Annotated in this window: 8 protein-coding genes, 1 other RNA gene and 1 riboswitch; of the genes, 4 read left to right on the forward strand and 5 right to left on the reverse strand. The window is 59.6% G+C overall.

The features are described 5' to 3' along the window. Positions 1 to 75 precede the first annotated feature (75 nt). Positions 76 to 951: a M90 family metallopeptidase gene (locus ABCS64_RS05210; protein ID WP_418890840.1), complete on the forward strand. Its 876-nt coding sequence runs from the start codon at positions 76 to 78 to the stop codon at positions 949 to 951. Here ABCS64_RS05210 and ABCS64_RS05215 read toward each other — a convergent pair. From ABCS64_RS05215 to ABCS64_RS05235, 5 genes are all read right to left on the reverse strand, one after another. Then, positions 899 to 2,332: an FAD-binding oxidoreductase gene (locus tag ABCS64_RS05215; RefSeq protein ID WP_418890841.1), complete on the reverse strand. Its 1,434-nt coding sequence runs from the start codon at positions 2,330 to 2,332 to the stop codon at positions 899 to 901. The genes ABCS64_RS05210 and ABCS64_RS05215 overlap by 53 nt on opposite strands. Positions 2,333 to 2,362: 30 nt before the next feature. After that, positions 2,363 to 3,718, reverse strand: a complete 1,356-nt coding sequence (rimO, locus tag ABCS64_RS05220; RefSeq protein ID WP_418890842.1) for a 30S ribosomal protein S12 methylthiotransferase RimO — start codon at positions 3,716 to 3,718, stop codon at positions 2,363 to 2,365. A gap of 154 nt (positions 3,719 to 3,872) precedes the next feature. Continuing rightward, positions 3,873 to 3,970: signal recognition particle sRNA small type (gene ffs / locus ABCS64_RS05225), an RNA gene on the reverse strand. A gap of 288 nt (positions 3,971 to 4,258) precedes the next feature. Beyond that, on the reverse strand, positions 4,259 to 4,567 hold the full coding sequence (locus ABCS64_RS05230; RefSeq protein ID WP_418890843.1) for a hypothetical protein: 309 nt from the start codon (positions 4,565 to 4,567) through the stop codon (positions 4,259 to 4,261). A gap of 279 nt (positions 4,568 to 4,846) precedes the next feature. Further along, positions 4,847 to 5,094, forward strand: a riboswitch (cobalamin riboswitch). 312 nt (positions 5,095 to 5,406) lie between these two features. Continuing rightward, on the reverse strand, positions 5,407 to 5,772 hold the full coding sequence (locus ABCS64_RS05235; RefSeq protein WP_418890844.1) for a hypothetical protein: 366 nt from the start codon (positions 5,770 to 5,772) through the stop codon (positions 5,407 to 5,409). Between the two features lie 78 nt (positions 5,773 to 5,850). Between ABCS64_RS05235 and ABCS64_RS05240 the strand changes: the two genes are divergently transcribed. The 3 genes from ABCS64_RS05240 to cobN all read left to right on the forward strand — a co-directional run bounded on the left by ABCS64_RS05240 (position 5,851) and on the right by cobN (position 15,512). Next, complete coding sequence (locus tag ABCS64_RS05240; protein WP_418890845.1) at positions 5,851 to 7,860, forward strand: TonB-dependent receptor plug domain-containing protein; 2,010 nt, start codon at positions 5,851 to 5,853, stop codon at positions 7,858 to 7,860. Positions 7,861 to 7,973: 113 nt separating this feature from the next. Continuing rightward, positions 7,974 to 11,600, forward strand: coding sequence for a cobaltochelatase subunit CobN (locus tag ABCS64_RS05245; protein ID WP_418890846.1), 3,627 nt, complete (start codon positions 7,974 to 7,976; stop codon positions 11,598 to 11,600). Between the two features lie 90 nt (positions 11,601 to 11,690). After that, positions 11,691 to 15,512: a cobaltochelatase subunit CobN gene (cobN, locus tag ABCS64_RS05250; protein WP_418890847.1), complete on the forward strand. Its 3,822-nt coding sequence runs from the start codon at positions 11,691 to 11,693 to the stop codon at positions 15,510 to 15,512. Positions 15,513 to 15,633 lie beyond the last annotated feature (121 nt).

Here is a 15,633-nt window from a genome sequence, read left to right on the forward strand (position 1 = left end):
AAAATCTACGCACACCGTTTTGATTTATGCGGGATCTAGCTCCGATATGCCGCCCCAGTATGCCGTTGCTTGCGCATGATGCTTCTTAGCAAAGTCTTTGGCTGGCTCAGGCGCCGCGCCCCCGCGCCGTTGCCGGATGCGCTATGGCAGGAAACCATCGCCGCACTCCCTTTCCTGATACGGCTTGACCACGAGGAAAGACAGCGCCTGCGCATGTTGACCGAAGCGTTTCTTGCTGAAAAAACGTTCTCCGGTGCGGGCGGACTGGCGCTGACTGACGCCATGTGCGTTTCAATCGCCGCGCAGGGGTGTCTGCCGATCCTCAACCTGGGGCTTGACTATTACCGCGGCTGGGTCGGCATCATCGTTTACCCTGACGAATTCGTCATTCCGCGCATCGTTGAGGATGAATCCGGCGTCGTCCATGAATACGATGAAGTCGCGTCGGGCGAAGCGTGGACAGACGGGCCGCTGCTGGTTTCATGGCGCGACGTGCAGATGGCCGGCGACGGCTACAACGTCATCATCCATGAGTTTGTACACAAGCTGGATATGCTCGACGGCGTCATCGACGGGATTCCGCCATTGCCATCCAGGGCTTCGAAGCCTCCCGACCCATCGAACAAACCGGCCGCACCGAATATCGTGCGCCGAGAATGGCGTCAAATCCTGACCGCCGCTTACGAGGATTTTTGTGCCTTGGCCGACGAAGCCGAGGCACGCGGCGAAGAAACGCTGTTCGACCCATACGCCGCAGAACATCCGGGGGAATTTTTCGCCGTCATGAGCGAAACCTTCTTTGAAACGCCGGAAATTCTGTACGCAGAATATCCGGCGCTATACGGCGCTTTTGCCACCTTTTACCGGCAAAACCCGCGCGCCCACCAACTTGCGGCGCTCACAGAACCTTGCCCGGATTCATCAAGCCGAGCGGATCGAACGTCCGCTTGATCGCCCGCATCATCTCCATTTCCACCGCGCTCTTGTAATGCGCCAGCTCGCCGCGTTTAAGCTGGCCGATGCCATGTTCGGCGCTGATACTGCCACCCAGCGCATCGACGATGTCGTGCACGATGCGGTTGACGTCCGGCTGGGCGGCCATAAATTCGGCGTTCTCAGCCGCTTCCGGCTTGGACTGGTTGTAATGCAGGTTGCCGTCGCCGACATGGCCGAAAGCAACGATGCGGATGCCGGGATACGCGGCTTGCAGGGCGGCGCCGGCACGCTCGACGAATTCGCCGATCCGCGATACGGGCACGGATACATCGTGCTTGATGCTAAATCCTTCGATCTTCTGCGCCTCGCTGAGCCGTTCGCGCAAATCCCACAGCCGCGCCGCCTGTTCGCCGCTCTGCGCCAGTACGGCATCGTCGATCCAGCCCTTTTCCAGCGCTGCGCCCAGAAACTCCTCGCATGCCGCGCGCAGATCGGCCTCTTCGCCCGTACCCGACAGTTCAATGAGCAGGTGCCAGGGCGTACGCAAAGCGTGCGGATCATCCGGACTGGCCGCCAGGGGCGGCTGCGCGCCCGGAATATGCTTGAGCACCAAGCCGAGCGAAATGTCAGAAATCAGCTCGCACGCGGTTAGCGCCGCGCCAAAACGCGCCTGCAATTCGCCGAGCAGACGCACGGCAGCAGCCGGCGAGTCGATGGACAGCCAGGCGGTTGCCACGGTGCCCGGCAGCGGGAACAGTTTAATGACGGCGGCGGTAATGATGCCCAGCGTGCCTTCCGCGCCGATGAACAACTGCTTGAGGTCGTAACCCGTATTGTCCTTGCGCAGGCCGCGCAGACCATGCCAGATTTCGCCGGAAGGCAGCACGACTTCCAGCCCGAGCGCCAGTTCGCGCGCATTGCCGTAACGCAGCACCTGCACGCCGCCGGCATTGGTCGACAGATTGCCGCCAATCTGGCAACTGCCTTCGGCAGCGAGCGACAGCGGAAACAGGCGTCCAGCCGCCCGCGCCGCCGCCTGAATCGTTTGCAGCACGCAACCCGCTTCGACCGTCATCGTGTTGTTTGCGGCATCAACCTCTCGAATCCGGTTCATGCGCGAGAGGCTGACGATCACCGCCGTGCCGCTCGTATCCGGCACGCTGGCGCCGCAATGGCTGGTATTGCCGCCCTGCGGCGCGATGGGGACGCCCGCCGCCAGGCACACACGCACGATAGCGGCGACCTCCTCAGCATTGTCCGGACGCACGATGCAGCGCGCCGCACCATGATAGCGTCCGCGCCAGTCGACAAGATAGGGCGCCATCGCCACCGCGTCGGTCAGGACGTTTTCCGCCCCAACGATGGCGCTCAGTCGTTCAATCAATGTTGCGGTCATAGGCGCTGCATCCTCATTTTCTTTCCATGTTTACCGTGCTGTCCGTATCTCGGCGTACAGATCGTGCTCGCTGGCATCGACCACCTGCACGTCGAGGAAATCGCCCGGCGCAGCATCATAAAAGCCATTGACAAACACCTGCCCGTCAATTTCCGGCGCATCTGCCGCAGAACGTGCGACGAGGCCATCTTCATCAACCTCGTCGACGATGACCCGGATGTGCTGCCCGATCTTGGCCGCCAAACGCTCGGCCGAAATATCCGCCTGCACGTCCATCAGACGGCGGCGACGTTCCTCACGAACGGCATCCGGCAGCGCGCCCGGCAACGCGTTGGCCGCCGCCCCGGCAACCGGCGAATAGGCGAAACAGCCGACACGGTCAAGCCGGGCTTCCTCCAGAAAGGCCAAAAGTTCCTCAAATTCCGCATCCGTCTCGCTGGGGAATCCCGTAATGAAAGTGCTGCGGATCGTCAGCTCCGGACAGACGGCGCGCCAGGCACGGATACGCGCCAGCGTGTTTTCGCTGCTTGCCGGACGCTTCATTGCCTTGAGGATACGCGGGCTGGCGTGCTGAAACGGCACATCGAGATACGGCAGGATTTTGCCCTCCGCCATCAGCGGGATCAGCTCATCGATCGCCGGATACGGATAGACGTAATGCAGGCGCACCCAGACGCCGAATTCGGCCAGCGCCATACATAACTCTTTCAGGCGCGTCTTGAGCGGCCGCCCGCCAAAAAAACCAGTGCGATATTTCAGATCGACGCCATATGCGCCCGTATCCTGTGAAATGACCAGCAGCTCACGCACACCCGCAGCAGCCAGGCGTTCGGCCTCGCGCAGCACGTCGCCGATCGGGCGGCTGACCAGCGGCCCGCGCAGCGAAGGAATAATGCAAAAGGTGCACTGATGGTTGCAGCCTTCGGAAATCTTCAGATAGGCATAGTGCTGCGGCGTCAGCCGGATGCCCTGCGGCGGTACCAGACTGGCAAACGGGTCGTGCGGCTGCGGCAGATGCGTGCGGATATGCCGCATGACCTCCTCGGCCGCATGCGGCCCGGTAATCGCCAGTACGCTGGGGTGCAAGTCACGGATCAGTTCTTCGCGCGCCCCCAAGCAGCCAGTCACGATCACCTTGCCATTTTCGGACAGCGCTTCGCCGATCGCATCCAGCGATTCTTCGACGGCCGCATCGATGAAACCGCAGGTATTCACCACCACCAGATCCGCGCCTTCGTAGGATCCGGAGATATCGTATCCTTCAGCGCGCAGGCGGGTCAGAATCTGCTCCGAATCGACCAGCGCCTTGGGACAACCAAGACTGATGAAGCCGACATTCGGGACTTTTCTTCCCTCATTGACAGTGTTGAGCATCGTTCTACCCATTTTTACCCGCATGCATCCGGACGCATTCCGGTGCACGGCAAGCGACCATAGCGAACAATCAGGAATGTCACGGGATATAACCGGCAACCGCCGGAATGCCTAAAAACACGACAAAAGCGCCGGAGACAACCCGGAAGCGGTTCCCGGAAAAGAAAGTGGCGAGCCTGACCCCGGCACTCGTAGTCAATGGCTGTGGCTGCTTCCTTCCGGACCTGACCAGGTTCACCACTCTGCGATGCGGGGGGACCCGCCGAGGCGAATACTATCACAGCCCACCCCCCATCAGCGGGCATCGGCGCATTTTCCGCCGTATTCATGAAAGGCGTCAGATCACCCCACCGACAAAGCCAGCCACACGGCACACACAACCAAGATAAGCAAAAAAGCCGAACCGGCCGGTTCGGCTTTCATTCATGCCACAGTACCTGGATTGTTGGATAGCGCAACAGACCGCTGCCCGAAAACACGGTTTATACGAATCGCATGCGGCTCCTGGGGCTATGCGGGGTGTATGGGATGTAGGGCTTCTCCCCTGCCCGCTTACCGTTTTTTATCGCGCGCTTTTTTACCGCCGTCATCATCACTCTCCGCCTGGGCAGTATGCGCTTCGGCATCCTTCATGCCCTGGAGGGATGATTTGCAAAATTCTGCCTGCCGTCCGGCCGGCACGCCAGCCACCTGTTCCCTGACGATTTTCATCGCCGCCGCCGTATCGTTGCCATCCCTCTTCAGCGCGGCCTGCATTTCCTTGTAATACTGGGCACAAATAGCAGGCTCGGCAAACGCAGGGAGCGCAGAAAAAGTGCAACAAACTCCGACAATCAGGCTGACGTACAAGGTTTTCTTCATAGAGACATTCCTTTGTTGAATCGTCCCATCAGGAACGAGCGCAGGGATACTAGCATAATCCCTTCTATGCCCTATTTTTCTTCAGACTATGACGCCTGTCGTATGCATACATTCCACGATCCCTACGTACGGCATCGCCCTTTTTTCTAGCGTAATTAAACCGTCTCACGTCTCCCGGTAGAGCGCGCCAACACACAGGAACAGGTATACGTTCAGCAACCTGCCGGAATACTGAGGCAAACCGCTCCCACCTTCTTGAATAAAGGGCGATTTCAGCCTATGATTCGGCCTGCATTCAGGTGCCTCGCTCCCGAGAGAGGGAGAAGGTGAAACGGGAAACCGGTGCCCATATCACGATTCAACATGCAAAGGGATTAAATGATATGGGCAGACAAGCCGGTGCAGCCCCCCGCTGCTGTGAGCCAGACGAAACCGACAAGAAGCCACTGTACGAAGAAAAGCGCATGGGAAGGCGTCGGTAGAGGAAGAAGGCGAGCCAGAAGACCGGCCTGAAGCAGGCGCAGTGCCAATCCTCGGGGTGAGGGGAAAGGTTCTGACGGAAAGCGCTAAAAGCTTTTGAATTGCCATCTGTTCCGGCGTAGCGTCGGGGCAGATTGAACTGACAAGCACGTGCATGAAGCCTCTGTTAGGGACACATCGGCTTTTCAGTACCGCCTTATCGATTGCCCTTAACGCGTTTATCGATCCTCCTGATCGATAAAACCTCGAAGAAACCAGGGCATCGACGAGTACAAAGCACCGGCAAGTGCACGGGCGCCTTTCCGAATCTGATTCCCACCGCCACATCCCGAAAAAAACGCTGCCCGCACCTCTTGCGATCAATACGCAGGCAGTGCGGCAAGCGATTTGGCAGAGAGCGTGCCGATGCCGGGAATGCTGAAACGCGCGGAAAGCAAAAAATATAACCATATCCGCAGCAGCATAATGGCAAAGCCTTTGTTTTCGATAAAACAACATATCGATAAACGCTTTGTCTTGCTGAGGTGCCTATCTCCCATCGACGGGAAGCCTTTTTCCGATATGCAGATAGACGCTGGTTTCGAACGCATTCTCTGCTCAGAGTCACTATCTGCCGAATCACCTTCTGGTTGGCATTGCTCGTTCATTACGGACGAGCAGCCTCTTTGATCAATGTCGCCAAGGCCTGTCGCGCTTTCACTGGACATGACCGCCAGGCAGGCCACGGCGGCGCCTTTTGTGTCGGGAAAACAGCCTTGACTGGCAATTCACGACATATTTTTACTCAGTGGAGAAGTCAATAAATGAAAAACAGCAAGCCGCTATTGGTTTTATGTACGTTAGCCGTTCCAGTGACTGTCATGGCAGAAGACGTTGCGCTGGGCACAATGGTCGTCACCGCCCGCCGCGCCGAGGCGAAAATCGAGGAGACGCCACAACGCATCGAAATCATCGGTACGGAGCAGATTGAGAGCACGCCGAGCCTTGATCTGACCGATACGCTCAAGAAAAACAGCAGCGTCGATGTCATCCAGTATCCCGGCAACCTCTCGGGCATCGGCATCCGCGGTTTTCGCCCCGAGTTTTCCGGCATCAACAAACATTCGCTATTGCTGATCGACGGGCGGCCGGCGATGGGCACCAACCTGTCGCTGATCAACATGGACCGGGTCGAGCGCATCGAAGTACTCAAGGGGCCGGCTTCCGCACTCTACGGCTCGCAGGCGATGGGCGGCGTCGTCAACGTGATTACGCGCGAAAGCAAAGGCCCGCTGAACGGTTTTGGCCAGATCGCCTACGGCAGCTATGACACCAAGCAACTCAAGGGCGCCATTGGTGGCGCGCTCAACGAATTCTTTGATTTCGACTATTCCGGGTCTTATCTCGACCGTGGCGACGATTTCAAAGCCGGTGGCGGCGTGCTGCGCCCAAGCACCAGTTACGGGCAACAATATCACGCGCTGCGACTTGGCCTGAATCTCAATAAAGACTGGCGCGCCAATCTGAAAACCGACATTTACATTGGCCGCGACATCGCTACGCCCGGTGACATCGCTTACGGAACCAACAGTCAGAGCAACAAGGACATGGACCGCAACGGCACCGACCTGTCCGTGACCGGCAAGATGGGCAATCACCGCCTGCTGGCGCGCGCTTTCATGGGGCAGGAAGCGTACACGCTTTACAACAAGACTTCGCGTTCGGCGGCTGACCGCCCTTACCTGCCATTCCGCAGTTTCGAATCCGACATTCAATGGACGGGCGCGCAGTTACAGGACACCTGGAACTGGAGCGAATCGGCGAGCCTGGTTTTCGGCGTCGATCATGAAAAGGCCAAGGTCGAATCGCGTAGCTGGGCCGCCAACGGCAAACGCAAGGGGCCGTATTCCGCCGACCATGAGCAGCGCACAATTGGTATCTATGCCGAGAACACCTGGTACCTAAATGACAACAACAGCACCGTCTATGTCGGCGTGCGGCACGACAAGATTCGCACCAAATCGCTCGACACGCCGTTCAAGACCGGCTTTACGCCATCGACGGCAGAGTTCGGCAACACCAGTCCCAGCGCCGGCTTCAAGCATCTGATCGGCCATGGCTTTCGCGTGCACGGAACAGTCGGCAAAGGCTTCGTCGCGCCGAGCGCATCCAATGTCAGCGGTTATACCGTCTCGACGCAGGGAAGAAGCATTCAAATCACGCGCGGCAACCCGGACCTCAAGCCGGAAAGCAGCCTGACCTATGATATCGGTCTCGAATGGAGCAACCCAACGTTCTACGCCGACCTGACGATGTTCCACACCAAAGTGACCGACAAGATCAGTAATCGGATCACGACGATCAATAGATCGCCGCTCACCAACCTCTCGACCTATTACAACGCCAACGAAGCGCGCATGCACGGGCTGGAATGGACAGGGCGTTGGGATGTTAACAAAATCATCCGTCTCTCTCTTTCCGGTACGCACTATTTCTCGCGCCAGGAGGAAAACAACGGCAAGTGGACCGACATCCACAATGTCCCGCGCACGACGTTGCGCGCCGCCGTCGAAGCCAACTACGGCGCGTGGGACGGCCGCCTCGGTCTGCGCCGCGTTGGCCAATGGTACGACAACAACTGGGTTGGCAACACCGCCGAAGTCGTCCGCTTCCCCGGCTTCACAACCATGGACCTGTTCGTGCGTTACCGTTTCGACAAACATCATTCGCTCTCGCTTAGCATTGAAAACCTGGCCGATAAATACTATGAAGAAAAAGGCGGTTATCCCCTGCCCGGCCGCAACGGCAGGCTTGCCTATCGTTATGATTTCTGATGCGCAAGCGTTAATGGTCTGAAGTAAAGGAAAACGATGTTCGATAGATATTTCGGCCTATGTCCATGGCGCACCCATCGTGCAACCGGCACTTCTGCCCGTCGCGGACAACCATGATGCGAAAAGTCATTTTTCTGTTCACCCATACCGTACTTGGCCGGATATGGGCGCGTGCAGCGGCGGTGCTTGCCGGTGAAGGCATAGAGCTGAAGGTGCTCAACCAGATGCAGTCCATCGACTGGGAATCGTTCCTAGAAAAGGAAATGCCCGCTGCCGATGCCATCTATTTCGACATCACCCGCCATTTCAGCACCTTCCCTCAGTTGCTGGAAACGGCGCGAGGCGTACGCTACGCCCTGCCGGCAGGGCTTGAAACGGAAGCCGACTGGGCGGGCGAAATCGACCGCGACGCACAACAGCGCATCACCGCCTATTGCAAGGCGGGAACGGTGAATGACCTCGCCAACGCTGCACGTTATCTGCTGCACCGCGCCGGCGTACTGGCCGAAGCGCCGGCAGCAGCCGGACAACCGATACTATCGGGCATCTACCATGCCGAATCGCCGCAGCTGTGGCACGAGGTGGCAAGCTACCTGGCCTGGATGAAGGGACGCATCACTGCGCCAGACAATCGGGAACCGCCTATCGTAGCGATACTTTTTGACCGCAACGCCTGGCTTGGCGGAGAGACGGAGATTGTCGATGCCTGCATTCAACATCTCGAATCGGCCGGGTTTGCGCCAATGCCGATGTTTTGTGACTGGGAAGGCGTCGCACCGCTCGGTGCGCCGGATAATCCCCTGCGGCGCTTTCTCGATGGCTGCGGTGAACGACTGGCTGCGATCTGGAATCTCGCCGTAGTTTTCCGGCGCGAGGCACAAACCCCCGGCGGTCCTTTCGCAGGACACGACGTGCCGGTTTTCCAGCTGGTGCGCCACTGGTCCGGCTCGGCGGCGGAATGGCGCAACGATGCGCAGGGACTGAGTCCCATGATGCTTTCCTTCAGCCTGTCGCGGCCGGAAATGCTCGGCTGCATCGACCCAACGGTCATTGCCTGTTCGCCACGCGTTGACGAAGGTACAGAAGACGAACGGCGTATCGTCCAGCTGCTCGACGATCAGTTGACCAGACTTACCAGCCGCACCCGCGCCTGGGTCGAACTGCGGCATAAAGCCAATGCCGACAAGCGTATAGCGATCATGCTGCACAACCCGCCGTGCAAGAGCATTGAAGCGACGATCGGCAACGCCGCAGCGCTCGATGCCCTGCAAAGCGTCGTCGACCTCCTGAATCGCCTGCATACGGCGGGATACCAGGTCCAGAATATTCCGGCCGATGGCCGCGCCCTTCTCGACCTGATTCTGAGGCACAAGGCGATCTCCGAATTCCGCTGGACTTCAGTTGAGGAAATCGTCGCCAAGGGCGGCGTTCTTGCTGAAATCGACGAAGCCACCTTCCGCGCCGACTTTGATCGCCAACCGGAGACAATACGCCGCGCCGTTGATGAAGCCTGGGGCGTCTTCCCGGGAAAATCGATGGTGCATCACCCGGACGGCCCAGAACCAACACTGATCGTCACCGGCCTTTCATTCGGCAACGTTTTCGTCATGACCGATCCAAAGCGCGGCTGCTGGGGACCGCGCTGTGACGGCGAAGTCTGCCGTATCCTGCACGACCCGGCCATTGCGCCTTCGCACCAATGGCTGGCGACATTCTGGTGGCTGCAACGGCATGTCGATGCGCTCATCATGATGGGCACCGAAGGACCGCTGGAATTTCTGCCGGGCAAGCGCACTGGACTCTCGGAAACCTGTTTTCCAAACATTTCGCTCGGTAATCTGCCGGTCATCTATCCCTACCTGATGTCGGTCACCGGCGAAGGAATGATGGCCAAGCGTCGCGGCCGCGCCGTCATCGTCGACCACCTGAGCGCACCCGTTGCGCGCGCCGATACGCTCGGCAACCACTGGGATACGCTGGAGGAGCTGCTGCGCCAGTATCGTTCGGCAACAGCGGGCGCCCGACGTGACGCTTTACGCGAAACACTGCGCAGCGAACTGACCGGCATGGGTCAAGCCGTCGAGGACGATGAAGCCCTGGGGCTGGCCATCGAACTTTTACCGCGCCGTCTCGACGCCTTGCGGCGACGCATGCTCAGCACCGGATTACACGTACTCGGTCGCGCACCCGGCGAAGAAGACACACTGCGCTATATCGATGAAGCACGCCGCGGCGGCCTGGACGAAACGGGCGAAGCCGGGTTACGCAAAGATCTGGCGGGTTGCAGCGACGAACTTGATGCCGTGCTGAGGGCACTGGATGGTCGTTTCATTGCACCCGGGCCAAGCGGGCACTTGTCGCGCGGCAAAACCGACGTACTGCCGACCGGACGCAATTTCTACGGCACCGACACGGCCTGCGTACCAACGCCGGCGGCGCAGACGGTCGGCGCGCGCATGGGCGAAAAACTGCTCAATGCCTACCTCGCCGATGAAGGGCGATTTCCCGAAACGATTGCGATCACGCTCTGGTCGACCGATGTTTTTCAGGCTGACGGCGAACTCACCGCGCAGATTCTCTGGCTGCTCGGCTGTGCGCCAGAGCGGCAAGCCAACGGCAAAGTGACGGGCGTAACGGTACTACCGCTCGACGAATTAACGATGATTGCATCTGACGGACGAACCTTGCTCCGCCCACGCATTGATGTCGTTGTCCAGATGAGCAGCGTCGTCCGCGACCTGTTGCCGGAAATCTATGCGCTCTTCGACCGCGCCGTTTTGGCAGTCACCGAACGCGACGAGCCGCCTGACCGCAACTTCGTCCGTGCCCATGTCGACGCGCGCCTGGCAGAATTGCGCACGCAGATGCAGGACAGCGATGAGGCGGCATTACGTCGCCTGGCAACCTACCGCTGTTTCGCCAACGCCGATGGTGGCTACGGCGGCGGCATCGGTGTCGCGCTCGACGCCTCGGCCTGGGAGGATGATGGCGATCTGGCCGAAGTGCTGATCAACACATCGGGCACCGCTTTCGGTGCGGATGGACGGCCAGCCGCATTACCCGCTGCGCAGCAGATGGCGCAATACGCGCACCTGCTGCGTAAAACCGACCTGTCCTATCAACGCGCCTCATGGCCGGAAGCAGACCTTCTGTCGAGCAGTTGCTATCTTGCCGTACAGGGTGGCAATGCCGCTGCGCGCCGCGGTCTCGGTGGTGGCTCAATGCGCCTTTACTGGGGCGATACGCAAACCACGCGCGCGGGCGAGGTACGCACACTCGCCGAGGAACTCTCCCAGAGCCTTGCTACAACGGTGCTCAACCCGGAGTGGCTGGCGACGGTCCAGGCACAGGGCTATACCGGCGCCAGCGGTATTTCCAACCGTGTCAATGTGCTGTTCGGCTGGTCGGCGACAACGCATGCGATTACCGACTCGCAGTTCAACGCCGTACATGACCGTCTTGTTTCTGACCCGGCAATGCGCAACTGGCTACGCGAAACCAGCCCGCATGCTTTCGAGGAAATCGTCCGCCGCCTGCTGGAAGCCCAGGCACGTGGCCTTTGGGCAGCCGATGAAAATCGCCTTCAGGAACTGCGCGACGCAGTACTCGATGTCGAGGGCGATCTTGAAGAGGCGATGGGCGATACACACGTCGGTGAACATCAGGGCACGGCTGTCGACGTCATCACCCGAAGCGCCGTCAAGGAATGGACTTATACCTTCACCGTCAAGCCATCATAACGGCGAACGATCAGGTGCACAGACAATCGTCTGAACGAAGTTTCAACATAGCGGATGCGATGCCGAAGCATTCTTGAAAAGGAAGCGAAGATGAACCCAGCACAACATACGGTCGTCGTTATTGATGCTACTGCGACGCACCTGCCCCTCCTTGGCCGAGCCGTCGCGGCATTCTCGCCGGAGGAAACGGCCTGTCTGCGCGTCGCCGCTGCAGGCAAAGACGATCTCTTTGATTCAAAGCGCATCGCGGCAATGGCCGAAACGATTCGTTCGTCGTCGGCATTGGTTCTCTTGCCGCACGGCGGTGCGCGTTCAATTCCAGGCATCGACGCCCTGGCGGAAGCGGCGGCCGGCAAACTCATACACGTTCAGGCCGGCGGTATGTCATCGGAGGATGTCGAACTGGCGCGGGAAATCGGATCCGATTTTGGATCGGAGGCCTACAAGCGTCGCCACGCCTACCTCCGCGAAGGCGGACTTAACAATCTGCGCGGCATGCTGCTGACGCTGGCGCGCGAACTGGGCTGCGATCTGCCGGAGCCACCCGCGCCGGAAAAGCTGCCGCGCGAGGGCCTCTACCACCCCGACTGGCGCGGCGGCCTGCTCGACCGCGACGCTTACCTCGACTGGGCGCGTGCGCGCGTTGGTGAGGATGCGCCGGTGATCGGCATGTGGTTCGGCAATTACGCCTGGCAGAACGGTGACCTGGCGACTTACGACGCACTGATTGCGGAAATCGAGGCGCAGGGCGGCATACCGCTGGCCGTCTTCCACAGCCGCTTCCGCGATGCCGAGGTCGGCAATATGAGCGTCGCAGAAGTGACGGAGCATTTTTTCAAGCGTGAAGGCAAGACCTTGATCGAAGCCCTGTTCTCGCCGATGAGTTTTTCGCTAACGCAGGCCACCCCCGGCTCGGATCAGGTGCTGCCGGAACTCGACGTGCCGACCTTGCAACTGATCCTGACCTACAACCCGCGCGCGCAATGGGAAGAAACCACGCAGGCCGTATCGCCGATGGATGTCTCGGTCAACATCGCACAACCTGAATTCGACGGCGCGATCATCGGCACTGTCGTGGCAACGCGCGACGATATTGGTGTCGATCCGGCAACTGGCGCCCGCCTGCTGGTTCGGAAACCAGTGCCCGACCGCTGCCGCCATGTCGTGCGCTGGGCGATGAACTGGGCGAAGCTGCGCCGTACACCGCCATACGAACGCAAGGTAGCGATCATTTTCCACCAATACCCGCCGCGCAATGACCGCCTGGGCTGCGCGTCCGGGCTGGATTCGTTCGAGAGCGTGAACGTCCTTCTGGAAAGCATGGCGGCGCAGGGATATCGTATCGACCGCCGCTTCGAGAACGGCGAGGCGATCGCTTTCGAGATGATCGATCGTTTGACCAGTGACCGGCGCTACCTGCAGCCGGCGCAGATGGCCGAACGTGCGGTTGGCACAATCGATACGCCGACCGCACTGCGCTGGCATGCCGAGCGCAGCGAGAAAATGCAGCGGGAAATGGATGAGAAATGGGGACCAGCGCCCGGTGTCACCTTCTATCACGACGGCAAGCTGCTCGTTGGCGGCATGGTTGTCGGCAATGTCTTCCTCGGTGTGCAGCCGCCACGCGCACGCATGGAAGAAGCGGATCAACCGGTTCTGCAACCTGACGGACAAACCATTCACGACCCCTATCTGCCCGCGACACACCATTACCTGGGCTATTACCGCTGGCTACGCGAAGAATTCGGCGCGCATGCCGTTATCCACGTCGGCACGCACGGGACGCTGGAATGGATGCCGGGCAAGAGCACGGGGCTTTCGCGCGACTGCTACCCGGATGCGGCGATCAGCGACATTCCCCACCTCTACCCCTACATCATCAATAACCCCGGCGAAGGCACGCAGGCCAAGCGCCGTTCATACTGCGTGATTCTCGACCACATGATTCCACCGCAGACGAATGCCGGAAAAACCGAGGAGTTCGAGAAGATTGAGGATCTGCTGGAGGCGGCTTATTACGCCAAGCATGAGGATCCGGCTAAAATCACGCTGATTCTTGAGAAAGTCTGGGCGCTGGCAGCCGAGGCGCATCTGGACGCCGATATCGGCATGACGCGTGAGGCCGCGGAAGAAAGCCCTTTCGATTTCTTCGGCAAACTGCACGGCTATCTAGAAACCGTTGACGTCACCTCAATCAACGACGGCCTGCATACCTTCGGGCAGGTGCCGCCGCCGGAACGCTTCAACGAGACGATGGTTCATCTGACGCGCCTGCCTAACGGCGAAGTCGCCTCGCTCTGGGATGCGGTTGCCGCCGCGCGCGGTTTCGACGGCGAGGATCTACGCGACCATCCCGGCGAGCTGGTGCCGGCGCTCGGCAAAACCAAGGGCCAGGTGCTCAGCCAGATTCTCATCGATGTGCGCGCCGCCTACGATGCGCTCGACGAGGCAGGATGGTCGGACGAAGCCATCCGTCATGAAACGCAGGCGCGTTTCAACGGCTCGCAGCGGGTCGCCGATGTGCTGCATTTCGTGCACGATGGCATCCGCCCGAAGTTGCAGCAGATCACCGATGAAATCAAATACGCGCTGCACGGCTTGGATGGCGGTTTTGTGCCGCCGGGCGGTTCCGGCAGCCCGACGCGCGGGCGCATCGACATTCTGCCGACCGGGCGCAACTTCTTTTCCGTCGATCCGTTCAAGATTCCCACCCCAGAGGCTTGGGAAGTGGGCGTGCGCCAGGCCGATGCGCTCGTCGAGCGCTACACGCAGGATGAGGGCAAAGTGCCGCGCCAAGTCGGCATGGTGCTCTGGGGTGTGCCGACAATGAGCACGCGCGGCGACGACATGGCGCAGATTTTCTACATGATGGGCGTGCGCCCGGTCTGGAACCGGCATAGCGGCCGCGTCGACGGCGTTGAAGTCATCCCGCTGGAAGAGCGCAAATACCCGCGTATCGACGTGACCGTGCGCACCTCGGGTTTTTTCCGCGACGCCTTCCCCAATCTGATGGAGACTATCGACAGCGCGGCGCGCATGATCGCTGCGCTCAAGGAGCCGCCGGAAGTCAATCCGCTGGCGCACAACGTCACCGTCGAACGCGAGGAGCTGATCAAGGCCGGCCTCTCCCCGGAAGAAGCCGAGAAGCGCGCCGCCTTCCGCGTCTATTCCGACAAGCCGGGCACATATGGCGCCGGCGTGGCCGATCTCCTCTTCAGCGGGCAGTGGGAGAAGACGGCTGACCTGGGCGAGATTTACATCGCCTGGGGCGGCTATGCCTATGGCGAAGGCGTCTATGGCGAAGCGCGACAGGACGATTTCCGCAAGCGTATGGGCAAGCTTGATCTGACGGTGAAAAACGAGTCGACGCGCGAGTACGATATTTTCAGTTGTGTCGATTTCAACAACTACCACGGTGGTATGAACGCGGCGGTCAAGGCCGCGAGCGGGAAATACGTCCCCAGCTATTCGGGCGATTCATCCGACCCGCGCAAACCGCGCATCCGCTCTACGGATGAGGAAGGGCGTTTTATTTTCCGCACACGCGTGCTCAATCCAAAATGGATCGAAGGCATGAAACGCCACGGTTACAAGGGTGCCGGCGATATGTCGTTCCTGATCGATATCTGCTATCACTGGGATGCTTCGTCCGGCATTCTGGAAGACTGGCAGTACAAAGAGATGGCGAAAACCTACGCCTTCGATCCGGAAATGCAACGCTTCTTCAAGGAACACAACCCTTACGCTTTGCAGAATATTGCCGAGCGCCTGCTGGAAGCGATCTCGCGCGGTCTTTGGGAAAACCCCGGCGAGGATAAGGAAAAACTGGAAGCACTGCTGCTTGATGCGGAAGGCGACATTGAGGATTCGCTGGCAACCGGCATGCGCGAAGCCATAAAGGCAAGCGCATAAAAAATCTTTACGGCATTGAAAGTGCTTAAATCAGGTTAAGCATCTATGAATACCAGCCGGCCGGCCTGTGTCAGCGTATAACGGGCATTTGATACTTACGTTCAATACGGCAGAAATACTA

Source organism: Dentiradicibacter hellwigii (genome assembly GCF_041770905.1).
Classification (GTDB): domain Bacteria; phylum Pseudomonadota; class Gammaproteobacteria; order Burkholderiales; family Rhodocyclaceae; genus Propionivibrio; species Propionivibrio hellwigii.